The organism is Psychrobacter aquimaris (assembly GCF_016107525.1).
Taxonomy (GTDB): Bacteria; Pseudomonadota; Gammaproteobacteria; order Pseudomonadales; family Moraxellaceae; genus Psychrobacter; species Psychrobacter aquimaris.
The window spans coordinates 214,196-234,726 of record NZ_JABASR010000001.1; the positions used below are offsets into that span (position 1 = coordinate 214,196).

16 protein-coding genes are annotated in these 20,531 nt (G+C 44.9%); 8 read left to right on the plus strand and 8 right to left on the minus strand.

The annotated features are described in order from the left end of the window. Both JFC10_RS00955 and JFC10_RS00960 read left to right on the plus strand, forming a co-directional pair. On the plus strand, positions 1-1,224 hold the full coding sequence (locus JFC10_RS00955) for a vWA domain-containing protein (RefSeq protein ID WP_198331250.1): 1,224 nt from the start codon (positions 1-3) through the stop codon (positions 1,222-1,224). Positions 1,225-1,665: 441 nt separating this feature from the next. Further along, positions 1,666-2,862, plus strand: a complete 1,197-nt coding sequence (locus JFC10_RS00960) for a globin domain-containing protein (protein WP_198331251.1) — start codon at positions 1,666-1,668, stop codon at positions 2,860-2,862. Between the two features lie 133 nt (positions 2,863-2,995). Here JFC10_RS00960 and JFC10_RS00965 read toward each other — a convergent pair whose 3' ends face one another. The 6 genes from JFC10_RS00965 to JFC10_RS00990 all read right to left on the minus strand — a co-directional run bounded on the left by JFC10_RS00965 (position 2,996) and on the right by JFC10_RS00990 (position 9,829). Beyond that, the gene (locus JFC10_RS00965; RefSeq protein WP_198331252.1) at positions 2,996-3,811 is read right to left on the minus strand and encodes a phosphodiester glycosidase family protein; all 816 of its coding nucleotides are present in this window, start codon (positions 3,809-3,811) and stop codon (positions 2,996-2,998) included. Between the two features lie 69 nt (positions 3,812-3,880). Continuing rightward, a complete protein-coding gene (locus JFC10_RS00970; protein ID WP_198331253.1) occupies positions 3,881-5,683 on the minus strand; it encodes an FMN-binding glutamate synthase family protein in 1,803 nt (600 codons plus the stop codon). 207 nt (positions 5,684-5,890) lie between these two features. Further along, on the minus strand, positions 5,891-6,994 hold the full coding sequence (gene rtcA / locus JFC10_RS00975) for an RNA 3'-terminal phosphate cyclase (protein ID WP_198331254.1): 1,104 nt from the start codon (positions 6,992-6,994) through the stop codon (positions 5,891-5,893). Positions 6,995-7,349: 355 nt separating this feature from the next. Further along, complete coding sequence (locus JFC10_RS00980) at positions 7,350-7,808, minus strand: DIP1984 family protein (protein ID WP_198331255.1); 459 nt, start codon at positions 7,806-7,808, stop codon at positions 7,350-7,352. Positions 7,809-8,140: 332 nt separating this feature from the next. Beyond that, on the minus strand, positions 8,141-8,593 hold the full coding sequence (locus JFC10_RS00985) for a hypothetical protein (protein ID WP_198331256.1): 453 nt from the start codon (positions 8,591-8,593) through the stop codon (positions 8,141-8,143). 3 nt (positions 8,594-8,596) lie between these two features. After that, positions 8,597-9,829: an RtcB family protein gene (locus JFC10_RS00990; protein ID WP_198331257.1), complete on the minus strand. Its 1,233-nt coding sequence runs from the start codon at positions 9,827-9,829 to the stop codon at positions 8,597-8,599. 322 nt (positions 9,830-10,151) lie between these two features. Between JFC10_RS00990 and JFC10_RS00995 the strand changes: the two genes are divergently transcribed. Together JFC10_RS00995 and rtcR are read left to right on the plus strand one after the other, a co-directional pair. Then, the gene (locus tag JFC10_RS00995) at positions 10,152-11,105 is read left to right on the plus strand and encodes an alpha/beta hydrolase family protein (RefSeq protein ID WP_198331258.1); all 954 of its coding nucleotides are present in this window, start codon (positions 10,152-10,154) and stop codon (positions 11,103-11,105) included. A gap of 75 nt (positions 11,106-11,180) precedes the next feature. Then, on the plus strand, positions 11,181-12,914 hold the full coding sequence (gene rtcR, locus JFC10_RS01000) for an RNA repair transcriptional activator RtcR (protein WP_198331259.1): 1,734 nt from the start codon (positions 11,181-11,183) through the stop codon (positions 12,912-12,914). A gap of 112 nt (positions 12,915-13,026) precedes the next feature. Here the strand turns inward: rtcR and JFC10_RS01005 are convergent, their stop codons facing one another. Next, complete coding sequence (locus tag JFC10_RS01005; protein ID WP_227685888.1) at positions 13,027-13,854, minus strand: IclR family transcriptional regulator; 828 nt, start codon at positions 13,852-13,854, stop codon at positions 13,027-13,029. 205 nt (positions 13,855-14,059) lie between these two features. Here JFC10_RS01005 and JFC10_RS01010 point away from each other — a divergent pair, with 205 nt between their 5' ends. The 3 genes from JFC10_RS01010 (at position 14,060) to JFC10_RS01020 (ending at position 17,834) form a co-directional block, all read left to right on the plus strand. Next, positions 14,060-15,244, plus strand: coding sequence for an acyl-CoA dehydrogenase (locus tag JFC10_RS01010; protein WP_198331260.1), 1,185 nt, complete (start codon positions 14,060-14,062; stop codon positions 15,242-15,244). Positions 15,245-15,459: 215 nt separating this feature from the next. Then, positions 15,460-16,668, plus strand: coding sequence for a CaiB/BaiF CoA transferase family protein (locus JFC10_RS01015; protein WP_198331261.1), 1,209 nt, complete (start codon positions 15,460-15,462; stop codon positions 16,666-16,668). A gap of 104 nt (positions 16,669-16,772) precedes the next feature. Beyond that, the gene (locus JFC10_RS01020) at positions 16,773-17,834 is read left to right on the plus strand and encodes a histone deacetylase family protein (RefSeq protein ID WP_198331262.1); all 1,062 of its coding nucleotides are present in this window, start codon (positions 16,773-16,775) and stop codon (positions 17,832-17,834) included. A 128-nt stretch (positions 17,835-17,962) separates the two neighbouring features. Here JFC10_RS01020 and JFC10_RS01025 read toward each other — a convergent pair whose 3' ends face one another. Further along, positions 17,963-18,727 (minus strand): IclR family transcriptional regulator, encoded by a 765-nt coding sequence (locus JFC10_RS01025; protein WP_198331263.1) that lies wholly within the window; start codon positions 18,725-18,727, stop codon positions 17,963-17,965. A gap of 224 nt (positions 18,728-18,951) precedes the next feature. On the opposite strand from JFC10_RS01025, the gene JFC10_RS01030 reads away from it, so the two are divergent. Further along, complete coding sequence (locus JFC10_RS01030) at positions 18,952-20,415, plus strand: NAD-dependent succinate-semialdehyde dehydrogenase (protein WP_227685886.1); 1,464 nt, start codon at positions 18,952-18,954, stop codon at positions 20,413-20,415. Positions 20,416-20,531 lie beyond the last annotated feature (116 nt).

The window sequence follows — 20,531 nt, forward strand, 5'->3', positions numbered from 1 at the left end:
ATGTTTATAAAATTGTTCTATACCTTACGTACTTATGGTGTGCCAGTCAGTACGCGTGAGCTGCTTGATCTAAATGCCGCGTTAGATCAAGGGCTGATGATGCAGCCGCATCCTGAAAATCCAGAGTTGTCTACCTTTGCCAGTCGTGAGGATATGTACCGACTGATTCGACTGTGCATGGTCAAAGACGAGCGCCATTTTGATAAATTCGATCGAGCTATGGCAGATTATTTCGAAGGCGTCGACAGTCTTGATATGGATGAGCTATTGGCTAAGCTGACTGATGTCCCAAAAGAATGGTTAGATTTAAAGCTCGACCCAAAAAATCTAACCGATGAGCAGCGCCGACTGCTAAAAAAATACGGCTCATTAGAGGAGCTGATGAAAGCACTTGAGGAGCGTCTCAAAGAGCAAAAAGAGCGGCATCAAGGCGGTAGTAAGTGGGTCGGTACTGGTGGTACATCGCCATTTGGTGCCTATGGTGACCATCCGGAAGGCGTACGCGTTGGCGGTGAGTCACGTAAACGTAGCGCGGCTAAAGTCTGGGAGCAGCGTAAATACCGCAACCTTGATGATGACAGCCAGCTTGGTACTCGACAAATTCAGATGGCGCTGCGTAATCTACGTCAGTTTGCTCGTACCGGTAGCGCCGATGAGCTAGACATTCATGAGACTATTAAACGCACGGCAAAAAAAGGCGTGCTCGATATCCATATGCAAGCTGAGCGCCGTAATCGCGTCAAAGTATTGATGCTGTTCGATGTGGGCGGCAGTATGGATGTCCATGTTGAAGCCTTAGAAAAGCTATTTTCAGCGGCTAGAAATGAATTTAAAACCTTAGAATTTTTTTATTTTCATAACTGTCTTTATGACTATGTTTGGAAGGACAATGACCGTCGTCATAGTGCGCCGATGCCAACGTATGAGCTGCTCAATAAATACGGTCGCGAATATCGCGTTATCTTCGTCGGTGATGCGTCAATGTCGCCATATGAGCTCATGACAGTGGGTGGCAGCGTTGAGTATATGAACAATGAGGCGGGTATTGTTTGGCTCAAGCGGGTGCTGGCGCATTTTGATAAAGTCGCTTGGCTCAATCCTGAGGATCCCGCGTACTGGCAATATACCCAAACCATCGTTGAAATTAAGAAGCTATTCGACAATAAAATGTACCCGATGACCTTACATGGGGTAGAAGAGATGACCAATTATCTAGCGCGTTAATTTTGAATTCTGGATGAAGATATGCCCTAACTTATAAAACTTATTAATCCTCATCTTTTTTGATAATAGCAGCCGTTATGACAGCATAGCGGCTACTTTTTTGTCGAAATAATCTGTATTTGTAGTAATACGGCATTGGTATACTCAGTAAAACGTGATAAAATTCATTTTAAATGAATGTTATAGAGGCGTTTGGACAGATTTGACAAAAAATTTAATGACAAGAATTTGATAATCGTTTGTAAAGACCAGTCGTCGTTGCTTATTTAAGCACTTCATTTTTCATATATTAATCAATTAACCAACAAATATCATGAATTTATGCCATTTCTAACCATTTGAGTAGCAGAAAAGTGTGTGCAAGTACTGCATTTATTAGACTAAGCGCATTTGACACCGCTTCTCATATGTTTCGGAATTGGTATTAATAAGAGAGACAGTATGGCTTCATCAAAGACTTTAGAAATCGTCACCGCAACTGTTCCCGTCCTTGAAGAGCATGGAACGGCAATCACCACGGTATTTTATAAAAACATGTTTGAAGAGCATCCAAAGCTGTTGGACATATTTAACGAAACCAATCAAAAATTGGGTCGTCAACAGACGGCTCTGGCAACGACCGTGTTAGCCGCTGCTAAGCACTTGGATAAATTGGCAACGTTATTGCCACAGGTCACGCAAATCAGCCACAAGCATCGTGCTTTACAGATTTTGCCCGAGCATTATCCCATCGTTGGTAAGCATTTAATCGGTGCAATCAAGGAAGTACTGGGAGAGGCGGCCAATGACGATATCATCGATGCTTGGACTGAAGCTTATGATGAGATTGCCTCAGTATTTATTCAGATAGAACATGGTATGTATGAAGAGGCGATGTGGCAGGGTTTTGCTCCTTTTACCGTGACTAAAAAGGTAGCAGCCGCTACGGATATTGCTGCCTTTACTGTTGTGCCAGTCAATGATAATGCAGAAAGTCATCAAGAGATTGACCTGAGTAAATTAAATTTAACCGCGGGTCAGTACATCACGGTGAAAGCAGATCCAAAAGACAGTGACCATGTTGCCCTACGTCATTACTCTTTGTATTCCGTTAGTACTGATGCAGGTATTCAGTTTGCGGTCAGACGCGATAACCGCAATGAGCATCATGGTTTGGTTTCTAACTATATGCACGACCAATTAGAAGTGGGTGACACGGTTTTGTTATCGGCGCCAGCAGGTGACTTTGCGCTCAAGCAAGATTTGGTACAGCAAAATGAGATTCCATTGGTATTGATGAGTGCGGGTGTTGGTGTAACCCCTGTGCTATCTATGTTAGAGGCACAAGTATTAGCCAATCCAAAACGTCCTATTATCTGGGTTTATGCTTGCCAAAATGAAGCGCATCACGCTTTCAATACTGAAGTAAATAAGCTACTAGAAAAGGCTGAAACTGTAGAGAAGCGTGTCTTCTATTTTGAGTCTGGACAAATATTGAATGAGGCGTGGCTTGCTCAATTACCTAAGCCTGCTGATATTTATGTCTGTGGCTCGATGCCATTTATGGAAAGTATGATTGATGGTCTAGTGACATTAGATCACGGAGTTGATAGCGTCCATTATGAACCGTTTGGTCCCAAGATGAGTCTTGGCGGTTAATTTTTAGCTATGGTTAGCCATTAACTGTTGCTAGTAATAAAAAAAGCACTTGGATGACAAAGTCGTCTCAAGTGCTTTTTATTCAATATAATTTATCTCATTTTTACCACTATTTTCAAAATAGATACACCGCCTAATCTTTATTTTCAACCAATCCAATCATCACACCCATCTCTTTTTTATCGTGCTTATCCATGCTGGGCACATATAAGGCTGACGCAATCCCGCCATCTAAAAACAGGGCATTCGGACAGCTTAAGTCATCCTTAAACAACGATGCAAATTGATAAAATGTCACAGGCGCATCGCTATTGACAAATTTTATGTGGCCATCATCACAAACACCTGCGCCATTACGAATCTTGAGTGAGGTGCTATCAGGATTAAATTGCGGATGTATCTCGTTATTGATAACCAGCATAGGACCTGATTGGGTGGCATACCAAGGCTTCGCTTCGCCGCTCTTAAGCTGCTCATTTAAGGCATTGCTTTCTGTGATTTGTACCTCTCCAGCTTTATCCCACCACAGCACACCATTGGGCAGTAAATGAAAATTGCCACCGCCTTCTTTGAGATTTAACGATTTGACCTCTTCACCATCAATGATGGTATAGCCAATCGGTGCATAGTTCTCATTGTACATGCCGGCATTCATGGCAAAGTTCAGCGTTTGATTAGAAGGTAATGTTGCTAATAAGGTCTCGAAGGTGAGCAACGACTGCGTACTGTCAGGCTGCTGCCAAAATAATTTTAATGAGTAGCGGGCATCCATCAAGGCTTGAGCATCAATGCTACAAACACTATAAGAAAATGGTGCTTCTTGAGTCTGACACGACCAGTTTTGTGTCTCGCTGTCAGCAGCATCAGTGCTTATCGGTTGGCAAGCACTGATGCTGAGTGAAAACAGCGCAATGATCCATAAAGGTAAAGAAAGCGTGAAACTTGGCATCAATCATCTGTCTTTTTGATAAAGAGTAAATATAAGCGCTCATGGATAGTAAAATACCAATCACTATTTTTAGTCATTGTTAAGCGGAACGTCGCGAAAAGTATTGTTGACGTTGCCTATTAACTGCCCACCGCCTGTGATGCTCGCAAAGTTGCCAAGGCTCTGCTCCACCGAGGTGCTGGTTTCTCTGCCTTTATCTCGTGAGTCTTTATTATAAGCAATGAGGGCGTCATCATTGGCTAAAAAGCTATCAGGGTTCGCCATTACCCACATCTGATTAAACACATCTGCGCGGGCGCTATTATTAAGTAGCGCTCCCTTATCCGTAAAATAAAAGAACTTCGATAATAGCTTTATCTGCCCGTCATCGAGGCGGCGCGCGATATGATATGGTTGTAATTGGCTTGGGTGTTGCAAGCCGACCGCGCCGACGATACTGGCTAGGGATTTGAGGGTGTTTTTATGGAAGCTTGCGACGCGCTCAGCTTTGCTAGGGACGTCGAGCGCCTTTTGACGATACGGGTCTTGGGTGGCAACGCCAGTCGGGCAAGTGTTGGTATGGCACGAGCGTGATTGAATACAGCCAACGGCAAACATAAAGCCGCGCGCTGAATTACACCAGTCTGCGCCCAAAGCAATCATACGGGCAATATCGAAACCAGAGACGATTTTACCGCTCACGCCAAGTTTGATTTTATCGCGAATACCTGCGCCTACCAAAGTATTGTGTATTAATAAAAATCCTTCAACCAATGGCATACCGACGTTGTCCATAAATTCGACAGGAGCCGCGCCAGTACCGCCTTCTGCGCCATCGATGACGATAAAATCAGGATAGTTATCGGTTTCGATCATGGCTTTCACAATGGCCATAAACTGCCAAGGCTGACCGACACAGAGTTTGAAGCCCACAGGTTTGCCACCGGATAAGTCGCGCAGCTGCTGCCAAAAGGCCACCAATTCTCGCGGGGTGCTAAAAGCTGTATGCGACGATGGCGAAACACAATCCTGACCTGTCGGTACTTCACGAGTATCGGCGATTTCTTGGGTGATTTTTTCGGCGGGTAACACGCCGCCTTGACCAGGTTTTGCCCCTTGAGATAGTTTGATTTCAATCATTTTAACTTGCGGATCGACGGCTTTTTCGGCAAAAGACTGCGGGTCAAAGTTACCCTGCTCATCACGGCAACCAAAATATCCTGTACCCAGCTCCCAAATCAAATCGCCACCGAACTTGCGATGATAAGGGCTGATTGCGCCTTCGCCTGTATCGTGGGTAAAGCCGCCTATTTTTGCACCTTGATTGAGCGCCATAATTGCATTAGCCGATAAGCTGCCAAAGCTCATTGCCGAGATATTAAACACCGACATATCGTGTGGCTGCTGACAACGCTCGCCGCCTACCATAATACGAAAATCTTTGTTTTCTAGAGGCTGGCTAATCGCTGATTGCAAAAACCATTCTTTACCATTTGTGTATAAATTATCTAGCGTACCAAAAGCATTGGTGTCACTGACGTTCTTAGCACGTTGATAAATTAGCGCCCGCTGCTGGCGTGAAAACGGTACTTGCTCTTTGTCATTTTCTAGTAAATATTGACGAATTTCAGGACGAAAATCTTCGAGTACATAGCGAATGTGTCCGGCAACGGGATAGTTTTTCAAAATAGAATGCTTTGATTGTATGAGGTCATAAACCCCCAAGCAAACCCCAAACCCGCCGAGAATAATCAACCACCAATTTAGCAATAGTAGACCTGCTAAAAATATTAATATGGCCGCGCCAAAGGTGCTATAACGCAGCAATAAGCCGACCAAATACGGAGAGCTGGTTTTAGGTTCAGGATTTAGATTGGTACGAGATTGGGGCATAGCTACACTCAACAGTAATACGTAAATATTAAAAAGGTGATAATGATTCAAAGAGAAAGTAGGGCAAAAACCACCCTCACATGACCATCATTATTAGACACCGACAAAGGGCTCAGATTTATCGCCTACATCATACACATATGATATCACCGCATCGCAGTAATTGGGTAACAGTGTGCTACTGTTGGTGTTGCTACTGGTGTGATTTTAACAGGCAACTTGTACCAAAGTTTTCTGCTCATCGATCACTTTAAGCGTAATCTCAACGGGTAAAAATTGCTGAATGAGCCATGCTTGAGTTTTAGTGTGCTCACTAACGACATGCGCGGTAAAATCGCCGCCGCCTGCTACAGCCAACGGTAAGAGTAGTTGGTCGGTTAAGTATTCATCGACCAGTGCATCGGTGTCAAATACATAACGTTTGACTAAGCCTGATAAACGACTACCTATCTTTTCCGCTGAGCTGCGCTTTTCTCCTAGTAAAGTAAACATCTCGGAGTGATACTCTTTATGGTTTTGGGTGTCAGCAATCTCACGAGTGACTTTTGCATAGCAAGTATTGCCTTCACCAATACCGTGTAATTTATTGCCGCGCGTCGTAATAAGCGCCTCATCAATACCTGCTTCAATCAATGTGGCTTTTGCGCTGGCAAGCTCACGTTTGCAAATATCGTATTCTAGATTGAGTACGCTTGCGACTAAAGCGATATTGACCAACTCGCCACGTTCAGTAAGTTTAAATGGCAATGTATTAGCACGGCGCATGAACGGCGTGATTGTCGCTTTAATCGTACCCCCACCGATGGGTGCAAACCCTACTTGCTGCAATTCAATATCGATTTGCATTCCTAATTTCGCCAATGCAGGAACAAACGCCTCAGTTAAAAAGTCCGTGGTTGGCGCGAGTGGATTATGCGTGCCACCTTTTATCGTCACAGTTGATTGCGAGCGTTCATCAGTATTGGCAAAAAGTAGGGCAGGTAATAGCGTTTGCAGCACCAGACTGGTACTACCTGCCGAACCAATATCAAAGTTATAATCGCCCGCTTGTACGGTGCTTGGTGTAAAGGTAAAGGCCGTACTACCCAAATGCGCGCCCGATACGCTAGCATTTGAAATCTGTTGTGATGCTTGCACACACATCAAATGTTGGCGCATCAGACCGGGTTTGGCGCGTCCTGCACGTATATTGGTGATCTCAATTGGCGTACCAGTGAGCATCGAGAGAGACAATGCGGTACGGATAATTTGTCCACCGCCTTCGCCTGTGCTGCCGTCGATTTTTAGGGTTTTATGTGTTGATGCTGGCATGATAAATGTCTTTATGGTTTGTACGACTATTAATTGGTGATGTTTTTAATGGGCATAATAAAATGCTTCCCAATACTTTTAGGGTCGCATTTAAAATAAGATTGAAACCGACTGTCAGTGTCTGGTGGTAAGGTCTAAATGGTGCATTGTGCTTAGTGACGGGTACGGGGCATAAGTTGTGAAAAGAGCGTTTGCCCGCAACGCATAGCAGCCACTACAGTATATTTTCAACCCCCTGCTGTGGATACGCGGGGTCTGACACTCGCCCAGTCGGTTCCAAAAGGGGAGTCTGCTGATTATGCTAAGCTCGCAGAGAATTTGGTATTATTGGTCTAACATTTATTACGCGACATTATTATTCAACAAGGTCAATCTGCCAGTTATTGGCTTGAATGACAAGATTAATCTTGCGTAGTTTCATCGCGATATCATCGGCTTGTTTTTGTAAGCTTGCGACCGAGACCATGACATGCCACTTAATCTCGCGAGGGCTATAACGATCAACCTCGGTGTCGGTGGCTTCAATGGCCTCAATCAAAAGCTTGTGACGCATCTCTAACGTATCACGTTCGATTAATAACGTCAGCATCGATTGACCGTCATTGGTCTTAGCAATGGCATTAGTGCGGTGAATACGCTCAATCAACACGCTCAGCTCGGTAATGATTTGGCTGGCATCTACCATCAATACGTTTGGGTCTTCATTTGGCGTATCGCCTTCTTGGACTTTGACATTGCTGCGAATGCGTCCTTTGATTTGTGCCAGCTTCTTTTGCATATCGCTACGGATAAGTAGGGCTTCTGCGAGTTTCATTTTTGTTTTCCTTATAGTAGACCTATTTGTTAGCATGTTTATATTTTCAATCAACTCATTTCGGTTCAGCCCAAAAGGTGATATTCGCTTCTTTTAGACTATTTACATCCAGCCTATAGTATTTTACTGTCGTTTTTAAATGTGGAAATTCGGATTTTAGCTGATATCCCTATATTTTCTCTAGTAAGTTACCTAAATGTTCGACTGAAATGAGGTGACTTGGCTCTTACGACCCTAAAAAGGTCTCCCAGACTTTTTATCAATGCTTCCCAACTCGTAACGTATGGCTTTATCCTTATTTCTAGTTCTACGGTAAACTAATATGAAGAAAATTAAAGAACAATTCCTTTTTGCTCACAATATTGCTCAATAGCTTTGAAATATTGGTGTTTAAAAAATTTCAAGTTAGTAGTTTGGTCAAATATGGTTTGATTTTCTTGATCTTCCCATGCGATGAGTTTCCATTGTACAGTTAGCTTTCCTACAATTATTTCTGTGGAAAAAATACCACAGTGATCACATGCACAGTGACAACGATATAATACTGTCCGATTTGAGCCTAACTGATTGTTATTAGAGGATCGACCTAGTAGCTGTAATATGTAGTGATGTGATAGAACTCCATCACTATTAAGGTCATTGTCATAATTACCTAAATGCCGATAGTCTCCAAGTAACTCAATTAACGACTGGTCATCAATTAAGAACTCAGGAATTTTTTCATTAACTAATCCATCTTTATTTGCGTAAGTAAAGTTGATCCATCCCATATGAAATTTATTCATAACTCACCCTTTCACACAAACCACCTGCCGCAAGGTATGCACCACTTCTACCAAGTCGCTTTGTGCGTTCATGACGTCTTCAATGTTCTTATATGCCGCTGGGATTTCATCAATCACGCCCACGTCTTTTCGGCATTCTACGCCTTCAGTTTGGGCGATTTGATCAGCGGTGGTAAAGATCTTTTTCGCCTCGGTGCGTGACATCACGCGGCCTGCGCCATGCGAGCAAGAGCAGAAGGATTCTTCATTACCTTTACCGCGCACGATAAAGGATTTTGCGCCCATTGATCCCGGAATGATGCCGTATTCGCCAATGCGAGCACGCACCGCACCTTTGCGAGTGACAAAGATATCTTCGCCGTAGTGCTCTTCTTTCGCTACATAATTGTGATGACAGTTGACCGCTTTTACGGCTGCATCGAACGGCTTTGGCACAATGGTGCGTAGCGCTTTGATGGCTTTTTCCATCATGATTTCACGGTTTTTAAAGGCAAAACGCTGCGCCCAACCCACGGCAAACCAATAATCATCGAAATGCTCAGTCCCTTCAGCGAAATATGCCAAATCTTTATCTGGCAAATTGATAAACCACTTACGCATATCCTCACGTGCCAGCTCAATAAAGTAGCGCCCGATGGCATTACCCACGCCGCGAGAGCCTGAATGCAGCATGATCCATACCTGATTGGTCTCATCCAAGCACACTTCTACAAAGTGATTGCCTGTACCGAGCGTTCCCAAATGATTCAGGTTATTGGTATTTTTAAGCTTCGGATGCTTTTGGGTTATGTAATTAAAGTCATCAACCAATGTACCCCAGCCATCCTTAACCGTATTGTCAGGGTTTGTCCATGCGCCAACATCACGACGTGAGCCGCGTCCACGGGTTTTGCTGCGTCCATGCGGAATGGCTTTTTCAAGCTCGGTACGCAGACCGCGCAAGTTATCAGGCAAATCATCAGCGGTCAGCGTGGTTTGCACCGCCATCATCCCGCAGCCGATATCGACACCGACCGCCGCAGGAATAATCGCTTCTTTGGTTGGCAATACGGTTCCAATAGTTGCGCCAATCCCAACATGCACATCAGGCATCACCGCGAGCCACTTATAGATAAAGGGCATCTGTGAGGCTTTAATCAGCTGGTCGTGGGCTTTTGGATCGACAGGCACGCCTTTGGTCCACAGTCTGATTGGGGTTCCGCCATCTTGAATGATGTTGTGTGTGGCTGGTTGCATGTTGTGCTCCTTAATTACTTATATAGGTTCGTATATGATTATTTTGTGCTTACTCTATAGGGTGCTAAAGATATGCCAAGTTTGCTTAGTATGTTGATATAAGTTATTAAGCTATTGATATTTATATAAAAAATAAATATAAAATATATATAGTAAGTAAACTGGCTACTTAGTTAATAAAAATAATATATAAAATATTCTATAAAAATCGTTTTTATTATAAATTTAACTATTATCAGTTGTTTGGAGTAAAATAAACTTTACTACAATCAATAGGTAATATTGCGGTAGGTAGATTGTTCTTTTTAAAAAGGATAAGAATATGCAGCGAGTGGGTGGGCAAGGTAGAGAGGCAACGTGGCATCGTGCGTTATCAGTTAGCGCGTTGATGATAATGGGTATCAGTGTAAATATCAGTGCGTTTGCCACGCCTACTTTGGCGTCATTGCGCAGTCATTATGAGACGACCATCAATGTCGAGCCGACGGTAAAGACGTTCCTGCCGACGCCGCCAACGACGCTGTTTAAAACCGTACGCTATGACAGTGACGGCATGTCTTTAGCCGCATTTGTCACGCCCGATCTGCAAGATCAAAAAAAGTATCCTGCTATTGTTTGGCTGACAGGCGGCGAGTCCAATACGCTAGTAGACTTTTGGCGTAAAGGCTCAAAGCAAAATGACCAAACTGCCAGTCCTTACCGTGATGCTGGCGTAATCATGATGTTTCCCACATTACGCGGCGGCAATGACAATACGGGCAATATCGAAGTGAATTATGGTGAGGTCGATGATGTCATCGCGGCGGCAGAGTATTTGGCGACCTTGCCGTATGTCGATAGCAGCCGTATTTATTTGGGTGGGCACAGTACAGGTGGCACGCTGGCACTATTGATCAGCGAAGTGGCAAGCAGCACGCACCCTGATTTATTTAGAGAGGTCATTAGCTTTGGTGCCAGTCAAGAGACGATGTTTTTACAAGACGTTGACTTTACTGGCGATGAGCAACGAGAGATGGATTTACGTGCGCCTGCCAATTGGCTTCAAGATATCAAAGTGCCGACATGGATTATTGAAGGCAAAAGTCTGGATAGTAATTATCGAGATTTAAAGCCAATATGTGATAAGAATAAAAACCCAATGCTGCACTGTTCCTTTATCCTACGGTACGACCATTTTAGCGTGCTGTATCCGCTCAATCGCCACCTTGCTCAGCAAATCATGGCGGATGAAATGCTGTCTATAGATGCCAATGCGTCATGGACGGATAGAAACTAAAAGTGAAAATAAACGGATCTAACGTTTATCAACATTTTGTGCAGACCATGAGTGATGAATAACGAGTAACGAGCAATGATTAAAAAACCGCACACCAACAAAACCGCTGTCATCGGCTTTCTCGGTACTACTTTAGACAATGGCTTTAATGACAAGCGTTGGCAGCGCTGGCGTCCAACGGTCAGTCTGGGTTTGCATGATGAGTTGCTGGTCAGTGAGCTGCATATCCTCTATAGCAAGCGTGATAAGCGCTTGTTTCATCTTATCTGTGATGATGTGGCAAAAGTCAGCCCGCAGACGCAAGTGATCGGGCATCGCGTGTCGCTCACTAGTCCGTGGGACTTTGCCGATGTCTATGCCGAGCTGTATGACTTTGTCACAGGGTTTACGTTTAACACTGACACCGATTATTTGCTACATCTGACCACTGGCACGCACGTGGCGCAGATTTGTTGGTTTTTGCTGGTCGAGGCGGGGTTTTTGCCTGCCGACTTTATACAAACCTCGCCATGTCCCAAGCCCGATCAATACAATCCGCAAGGCCGCTATCAAATTATTGATTTGGATGTGTCGCGCTATGATAGCTTGCGCGCGCGCTTTGAGGCTGAAAAAGCCCAGCATTGGCAAACCCTACAAGCCAATCTGGTTACCCGAAACGCTGCCTATCAACAGCTTATCTCTGATATTGAAAAAGTCGCCACCCGTTCCACTGCACCCATTCTACTCATGGGCGCAACAGGGGCGGGCAAGTCACAACTGGCGACCCAAATCTATGAGCTGAAGAAAAACAAAGCCAAAAACGCCGCTCACAGCAAATATGCGCTAGGGGCCTTTGTCGAGGTCAACTGTGCCACCTTGCGCGGCGATACGGCGATGAGTGTGCTATTTGGTCATGTCAAAGGCGCATTTACAGGCGCTGCGTCAAGCCGTGATGGGCTACTAAAATCTGCCGATGGTGGCTTGCTGTTCTTAGATGAAATCGGTGAGCTGGGGCTCGATGAACAAGCGATGTTACTCACCGCATTGGAAGAGCAGCGATTTTATCCGCTGGGTAGTGATACGCCGATTAACGTGTCGTTTCAGTTGATGGCGGGCACTAATAAAGACCTGCGCCAAGCGGTCGTTGATGGCGAGTTTCGGGTAGACCTGTTTGCACGATTGAACACGTGGACGTTCTTTTTACCATCGTTAAAAGATCGCCTTGAGGATTTACCTGCCAATATCGACTATGAGCTGGCACGCTTGGGCAGCGAGCAGCAGCAGCAATATCGATTTACCCCAGAGGCACGGAAGTTGTATGAAAGCTTTGCCATGAGTGCGGATGCGACATGGCAAGGAAACTTTCGTGATTTGACTGCCAGTATGATTCGCCTGACCACGTTAGCTGAGAGTAAAGCGATTCGCAATGGTGATGTGCAAGCGGAGATTGAACGCTTAGCGCATCTTTGGGAACTACCTGACAGTTTGAATGGCTCTGATAGCTTAATTAATAACAAAAGCATTAACACGAATAAAAATAGCCTAAGCAAAAATAAATCTGAAGCTAAACTAGATAGTGAAACCGTCGAGCAGGGTAGCCATAATATTTTGAGCCAATATCTTGATAACGATTCTATTGCAATGATTGACCCGTTTGAGGCGGTGCAATTGGCCTATGTGATTGAAGTGTGTATCAACCATAAAAATCAAGCAGCAGCGGGGCGCTATCTGTATGCCAATTCTCGCGATAAGCTCAAAAACCCCAATGACAGCGACAGATTGCGTAAGTATCTGATGAAGTTTGGGCTTAGGTTTGATGAGTTAAAATAAACTGATACCATCAGTTTGATCTAGTATATGCTTCATAATACAAAAGTTGTAAATACTAAGCCAAACTGATAATCGTTTACATAAAAATTTTGTCAGTTTTCTTTGCTCTCTTCTAGTCCCCGCGCCCAATCCGCTCTGCCAACGCCTGCAATTTGGGCACGATCATCGCCGCATACTCATCCACTTTCCAGTTGGCACTCGGTACACTGGCATTCAGTGAATAAGCATATTGTCCCGTTGCGACATCGTATACGCCCACCGCGACTGCCAATATGTCAGTAGAAAACTCTCCATCAGAGATGGTATAGCCATACTTTCCATAATGCTCTGCCGCGCTGGCTAGGGCAATTTGCGCATGGTTGAATTCTTCATCAGATAAATTTTCTTTTAAATTACTAATAATGACCGTCTGTCTCGCTTGCGAGCTTGCTGCATAAAAAGCCCGCCCAATCGCCGTACGTGCCACGGGTACGGCTGAGCCAACTTGCAAATTGACCGATAGGCGTGCAGGACTACGACAGCAGGCGTGATAGCGCATCTCTCCTTCAACTTCGGTCGCTAGATTCACCGACACCTCATTTTCGCTAGCGAACTGTCTCAGTAATGGCTCAGCATAGGCCACCATGTCATGACGACTCCACGCGGTTGCGCTTAAACGTACCGCACTACTACCTAGTTGATATTGTCCGTACTCATTGGTACGCAAAAATCCCAGCGTGGTTAAAGTATGAATCAGGCGAGTAATGGTCGCTTTTGGCAGGTTTGTCATCTGACACAACTGCTGATGAGTGAGTCGCTCTTGATGCTCAAAGGCGGCTAGTATAACCAACCCACGACCTAGTGCCGTCACAAACTGTCGATCATTATCCTCCTTGCTTTGACCCATCAGGTAATCCATTCGTTCGAGTAGTGAGGTAGCTGTCGATGTAGATGTTGTCATTTTATTTCCATTTCCCTTAATGATTATCTCTTTTGATGCCTATTTTTTAATAAAGGTTTACAGGGCGGCGAAAGTTTGCTTAAATAGTTTTATATTATGAAACTAAGTTTCGCACAGCGGAATAACTAAGTCAATGACTTGTTAAACCAAATGGTTTATTCATCACTACTCGTCAGTCAGGATGACTGATATCAAGGAGATCCACATGGCAACATCTACCAGCCCGCGCTTTGATTGGGAAGATCCTTTTTTATTACGCGACCAGCTGACTGAAGAAGAGCGTATGGTCACCGACAGCGCCCGTCAGTTTTTTCAAAAGGAATTGATGCCCGGTATCGTTCAGGCCAATCGCAACGAGCATTTTGATCGCAACATCATGCGCCAAATGGGTGAGATGGGCTTGCTTGGAGTGACGATTGAAGGTTATGGCTGTGCTGGTTTATCCAGTGTCGCTTATGGTCTGATTGCTAAGGAAGTGGAAGCGGTTGATTCAGGCTATCGTTCAGCGATGAGCGTGCAGTCAAGCCTAGTGATGCATCCGATTTGGGCGTATGGCACAGAAGAACAAAGAGAAAAGTATTTGCCAAAGCTTGCCACGGGCGAGTACGTCGGCTGCTTCGGTCTGACTGAGCCAGATTCGGGTTCTGATCCTGCATCGATGTCGACGCGTGCGCGCGCAGTCGATGGTGGTTACGAGCTGACTGGTAATAAAATGTGGATTACCAACAGTCCTATCGCGGATGTGTTTGTGGTCTGGGCAAAAGACGATGCCGATGAGATTCGAGGTTTTATTTTAGATAAAGGCATGAAAGGTTTATCAGCGCCAAAGATTGAAGGTAAGTTTTCACTGCGTGCTTCAGTCACGGGTGAGATTGTGATGGACAAAGTGTTCGTCCCTGAAGCCAATGCTTTCCCAGATATCCGTGGTCTAAAAGGGCCGTTTGGCTGCTTGAATAAAGCGCGTTATGGTATTGCTTGGGGCTCAATGGGCGCGGCAGAATTCTGCTGGAAAGCGGCCCGTCAGTACACGCTAGATCGTAAGCAGTTTGGTCGTCCACTGGCCGCCACGCAGTTGGTGCAGTTAAAGCTTGCCAATATGCAGACAGAAATCACCTTAGGTCTACAAGCCGCGCTACGTGTCGGTCGTTTGATGGATGAGCACAACGCTGCGCCTGAAATGATCTCTATGATTAAGCGTAATAACTGCGGTAAGGCGCTGGATATCGCTCGTATTGCTCGTGATATGCATGGTGGTAATGGTATCTCTGATGAGTTTCACATCATCCGTCATGTGATGAACTTAGAAGCCGTCAATACCTACGAAGGTACGCACGATATTCACGCGCTTATCTTAGGCCGTGCACAGACAGGCATTCAAGCGTTCTTTTAAATATTTTTAGCTAAGAATGTTTAACAAAGTTGTACTTCATTACGTACGTTGCTGCTTGGCTTTTTGAAAAAGAGCATTGACAGTAGCGTACGTTTTTCAGTTGTTATTCACCACTTATTTATCAGTGTGTCATTGAAAAACACGAAAAACTAAATGATGAATAGCAATTTTCTAATCAGAAGATCGAAGAATACGCCACAGAGTAAGGGAATCTCATGACAGATATGACGGATATACCAAAGGGTGCATTGCATGGTATCAAGGTACTCGATTTATCGAGAGTGCTGGCAGGTCCCTCTTGTACGCAAGTGCTCGCTGATCTGGGCGCAGAAGTCATCAAAGTTGAGCGTCCACATATCGGTGATGAAACGCGCCACTGGGCACCGCCAACATTCAGCGATGACACGTCCGCTTATTATGCAACTATCAATCGCAATAAAAAGTCGCTCACGGTAGACATTACTACGCCAGCAGGGCAGACCATTATTAAGCAGCTCATTGCTGACAGTGATATTTTGGTAGAGAATTTCAAAGTCGGTGGTCTCAAAAAATACGGTTTAGATTACGACAGCCTAAAACAAGACAATCCGCGCTTAATTTATGCGTCATTGACAGGGTTTGGGCAGACAGGTCCTGATGCCAAGCGTCCCGGTTATGATTATATTATTCAAGGGTTGTCAGGGCTGATGAGTATTACGGGCCCTAGTGATGGCGAACCGCACAAAGTTGGCGTCGCAGTGATTGATTTATTCGCGGGCTTACAACTGACCATTGGTATCCAAGCGGCGCTATTGGCGCGTCAACATACTGGCGTTGGTCAACACGTGGATGTCGCATTGCTCGACAGTGCGCTGTCTATGCTGGCCAATGTCGGCATGAACCATTTGGCTTCAGATAAGATTCCACCAAGACTGGGCAATCAGCATCCCAACATTGTGCCTTATCAAGTGTTTGCTGCTGAAGGGAAAGCTCACTTTATTTTAGCTTGCGGCAATGACCATCAGTTTGCCAAACTGTGCGACGTATTAGCAGTCGACTGGCATACTGATGAGCGTTTTGCGACCAATCCTAATCGCGTTGCCAATCGTGAACTGCTATGCAATGAGCTGACTAAGCAATTTGCCAAACAACCATGTGCTTATTGGCTAGAGGTGTTGGATCAGGCAGGTGTACCGTGCGGCGCGATTCATAACGTGGCTGAAGCCTTGGCCATGCCGCAAGCACAAGCCCGTGAAATGATAGTTAATTTTGCAGCACAAGGCAGTCCTGTACGCGCGCTTGGCAATCCCATCAAATTATCGGCATCACCTGTCAGCTATCGCACGCCGCCACCACGTTTGAGCGAGCATACCGATGTCACACTTGCTGATTTAGGGTATGACAGTGAGATGATAGCTAAGCTCAAAGCCGATGGCATTGTTTAGTTCAATGCTTGCCACAGTATCTTTACAGTGATAAAAGCTAGAAAGTGGAACTTTTTAAACAAAACAATCTAAAACCAAGTAGTGTCAAACAAGGAATGTTGAGCATGAAAATATACAGCCATGAAAATCTAAGTTTGCATAGACCGTTACCCTACTTTTCTTATGGAAAAATGCATGAGCCGTTAGAGATGCCAGAGCGTATGGTGGAATTATTGAAAGCACCAGCAGCGTTGGGCTTAGAAGTGACTGCTGCCACCGATATCGGCATTGCGCCAATCTTAGCCGTTCATGATTTTGGTTATGTAGAGTTTCTCAAGCACGGTTATGATGAATGGATGGCGGTCGAGGAAGATTTAGGCGCGCAGGTGCAGACTGGAATTTTTGTGCCGTATGACAATCCCGGCATTGGTATCATGGCAAAAGCCGCGAAATATCAGGCAGATGATAGCGCACCAATTAGTGAGCATTCCTGGACATCTATTTATTGGTCGGCGCAGACTGCACTTAATGCTGCCGAAGCTTTCTTAGACGATAACGTATCAAGTACTGAGCGCACTCAAAATCGCATACAGCTTTGCTTTTCGCGTCCTCCGGGTCACCATGCGCGTAAGAGTGCAGCTGGCGGATTTTGTTATCTTAATAACGCCGCCATCATCGCTGAACACCTAAGACAGAAATACGCAAAAATCGCTATCATAGACACTGACATGCATCACGGACAAGGTATCCAAGAGATATTTTACGAACGTAGCGATGTGCTCTATACCTCGGTACATGGTGACCCTGTTAATTTTTATCCAGCAGTGACAGGGCATGCGTTTGAAAAAGGGACTGGCGAGGGCGAAGGCTACAATATTAATTTCCCAATGCCACATGGCACCGATGAAGCTGGATTTTTTGAGTATGTTGATAAATCTATTGAAGCGATGACGCTATTTGATCCAGACGTTATTGTTCATGTCTTAGGCTTCGATGTCTATGAGGCTGACCCAGAAGCGAGATGTGCGGTCAGTACGAAGGGCTTTGAGATATTGGCGCAAAAGATGATCGCCTTAAACAAGCCGTTGATCGTTTTAGTCGAAGGCGGTTATTATCTGCCAAAGCTCAATGACAATCTACAAGCCTTTTTATTAGGACTTATGGCAGGTGATAGTAGTAGTAATTAGAATGGTAGAAACCATCAAAGTAGCTAAAATCTTAGCTGCTTTGTAGTTAAAGAGAAGCAAAATTAAAGAAAATCGGTTGCAGGGTTTGATCGTAACAAACTCTGCAACCATGTCCTATAGGTCAGCAGTTATGAGTGAGCAGTAAAGCCTAAATGTCGCTCAATTTGTTCTGCTAACTCAATCAGTACCGCACTAACTTCAGCCCGCTTAGAATCATATTCTCCTTGCAAAAAGCTGACTGCCATACCAGCGACCGCAGTGCCTGACGCATTACGGATATAAGTACCCAAGCAGTACATTCCATCACGCAGTTGCCCGTCATCGAGTGACACTCGACTTTCCTGAATCGCCGCAAGCTCGGTAGACAAATCCGCAAAATTATCGACCCCATGTTGGGTCATGGGCGTCGGAAACTTATCCTTATACAAGGATTTTATGCTGTCCATAGACAACGTGGAGAGCATGGCTTTGCCTGTCGCTGAAAATACCGCAGGCACACGAACGCCTGCACGAAACGTAAAGCCGAGCGGGGCAGGCGACTCATGGCAGGCCAAAAATACCACTTCTCCCAAATCCAGTTTTGACAAGGTAACCGTGTGTTGAAGTAGCACCGGATACTGCACAATCAGATCCTTAAACAACTGTACGACGCCTTGCTGCTGCTCGTATTTTCCCGCCCAATACATTAAATAGGAGCCCAAATAAAAGCGACTTTCCGGATCTTTATAGATGACGTGCTTGGTCAGCAAACTCTGCAAAATATTATGTGTAGAGCTGCGAGGAAGACCAAGCTCTTTGGCAATATGAGCGGCTGTTAGCGGCTGGGAACTATCGGTAATCAAGTCCAAAATCTGAAATGTTTTGTCTAGTGCAGGCACGGCAGTCGAGCTCATAAGTAACCTATAAAAGTAAAATAAAATGAAAAAGTACAAGATAATTATAAAAATAATGCGATTAAGGGTTGCAAATCGCGTCATATCATTCTTATAATGATGTCTCGTATATAGAATAACTGTTCAGTATATTGAACAAAAAAACAATTATCAATAATTATTTAATAACTACTATTATATCCATTCTTATAAACATACCACCCTACATGACAAGGAGCGTCAACATGTCACATACGCTGCAGTTATCAAATCCAGACTTACTCAAACAATCTTGCTTCGTCAAAGACGGCTGGCACGCTGCTAGCGACAATGCTTCGCTTGATGTAAACAACCCTTTTAACGACGACCTTATCGGCACAGTGCCTAGCCTCACGACAGAAGATGTCAATGAAGCCGTTGCCTACGCTCATGAGGCGCAAGTTGCTTGGGCAGCAAAAACCGCCAAAGAGCGTGCAGAACTGCTGCAAAAGTGGGCGGATCTTATCGATGCCAATAAAGAAGATCTTGCGATCATCATGACCGCTGAGCAAGGCAAGCCACTCACTGAGTCACGCGGTGAAATCGGTTATGCCAATAGCTTTATTCGCTGGTTCGCCGAAGAAGGTAAGCGCGTTTATGGCGACGTCATTCCTGCTAACAGTACGCAGCTTCGTCATGTCGTGCTTAAGCAGCCAGTTGGTGTTTGCGCCGCTATTACGCCTTGGAACTTTCCAGCTGCGATGATCACGCGCAAAGTAGCACCGGCGATGGCAGCAGGTTGTACGATTATCGTCAAACCAGCCACCGAAACCCCATTTTCAGCATTGGCACTGGGTGCCTTAGCAGAGCAAGCGGGTATTCCTGCAGGCGTGCTCCAAATTGTAACGGGTAAATCATCAACCATCGGGGAAATCCTAACTGGTGAGGCACGTATTCATAAACTATCGTTCACGGGCTCTACAGAAGTCGGTCGTACGTTGATGGCTCAATGTGCGCCGACTATTAAGAAGCTATCATTAGAGCTGGGTGGCAACGCGCCATTTATCGTCTTTGATGATGCCGATCTTGAGAAAGCCGCTGCAGGCCTCATTGCCTCTAAATACCGTAATGCGGGTCAGACCTGTGTGTGCGCCAACCGTGTCTATGTGCAAGATAGCATCAAAGATGAATTCTTAGATGTCTTTGTCAAAAAAGTCGCTGAGCTAAAAGTTGGCAACGGCATGGATGAAGGCGTGGATATTGGTCCTTTGATTAATAAAAAGGCGCTAGAAAAAGTGCAAGCGCTACTAAAAGATGCTTTAGACAAAGGCGCGACGCTTATCGCTGGCGGCAGTACCAATGATGCCTCAGAGCTGACTTATAACCCGACTGTTATCACTGATATTAGCAGTGATATGGATATCGCTTCTGAAGAAATCTTTGGACCGATTGCGACGATATTTACCTTCAAAGACGAAGCAGAAGTGATTCGTGCTGCCAACGATACCATTTATGGCTTGGCTGCTTACTTCTATAGTAGCGACTATGCACGCTCATGGCGCGTGACCGAAGGGTTAGAGTACGGCATCATCGGTCATAACACGGGTTTGATTTCTACAGAAGTTGCCCCATTTGGCGGCGTGAAGCAGTCTGGCTTTGGCCGTGAAGGCTCAAAATACGGTATCGAAGACTATATTACGACCAAGTACTGGTGTTCTGACATCAGCTAACAAAATAGCCAGTTCAATATTTAACAAAGCATTTTAGGTATCTACGGTGTTTTATCTCAAACAAACACCGTTTGATATCACTAAGTCTCAAATGAACCGCCAATCATTAGATGGCA

What these genes read in the sequence shown, in the direction of transcription:
- JFC10_RS00955 (WP_198331250.1), top strand. Translation starts at nt 1, where the DNA reads ATGTTTATAAAATTGTTCTATACCTTACGTACTTATGGTGTGCCAGTC.
- JFC10_RS00960 (WP_198331251.1), top strand. Translation starts at nt 1,666, where the DNA reads ATGGCTTCATCAAAGACTTTAGAAATCGTCACCGCAACTGTTCCCGTC.
- JFC10_RS00965 (WP_198331252.1), bottom strand. Translation starts at nt 3,811, where the DNA reads ATGCCAAGTTTCACGCTTTCTTTACCTTTATGGATCATTGCGCTGTTT.
- JFC10_RS00970 (WP_198331253.1), bottom strand. Translation starts at nt 5,683, where the DNA reads ATGCCCCAATCTCGTACCAATCTAAATCCTGAACCTAAAACCAGCTCT.
- rtcA (WP_198331254.1), bottom strand. Translation starts at nt 6,994, where the DNA reads ATGCCAGCATCAACACATAAAACCCTAAAAATCGACGGCAGCACAGGC.
- JFC10_RS00980 (WP_198331255.1), bottom strand. Translation starts at nt 7,808, where the DNA reads ATGAAACTCGCAGAAGCCCTACTTATCCGTAGCGATATGCAAAAGAAG.
- JFC10_RS00985 (WP_198331256.1), bottom strand. Translation starts at nt 8,593, where the DNA reads ATGAATAAATTTCATATGGGATGGATCAACTTTACTTACGCAAATAAA.
- JFC10_RS00990 (WP_198331257.1), bottom strand. Translation starts at nt 9,829, where the DNA reads ATGCAACCAGCCACACACAACATCATTCAAGATGGCGGAACCCCAATC.
- JFC10_RS00995 (WP_198331258.1), top strand. Translation starts at nt 10,152, where the DNA reads ATGCAGCGAGTGGGTGGGCAAGGTAGAGAGGCAACGTGGCATCGTGCG.
- rtcR (WP_198331259.1), top strand. Translation starts at nt 11,181, where the DNA reads ATGATTAAAAAACCGCACACCAACAAAACCGCTGTCATCGGCTTTCTC.
- JFC10_RS01005 (WP_227685888.1), bottom strand. Translation starts at nt 13,854, where the DNA reads ATGACAACATCTACATCGACAGCTACCTCACTACTCGAACGAATGGAT.
- JFC10_RS01010 (WP_198331260.1), top strand. Translation starts at nt 14,060, where the DNA reads ATGGCAACATCTACCAGCCCGCGCTTTGATTGGGAAGATCCTTTTTTA.
- JFC10_RS01015 (WP_198331261.1), top strand. Translation starts at nt 15,460, where the DNA reads ATGACAGATATGACGGATATACCAAAGGGTGCATTGCATGGTATCAAG.
- JFC10_RS01020 (WP_198331262.1), top strand. Translation starts at nt 16,773, where the DNA reads ATGAAAATATACAGCCATGAAAATCTAAGTTTGCATAGACCGTTACCC.
- JFC10_RS01025 (WP_198331263.1), bottom strand. Translation starts at nt 18,727, where the DNA reads ATGAGCTCGACTGCCGTGCCTGCACTAGACAAAACATTTCAGATTTTG.
- JFC10_RS01030 (WP_227685886.1), top strand. Translation starts at nt 18,952, where the DNA reads ATGTCACATACGCTGCAGTTATCAAATCCAGACTTACTCAAACAATCT.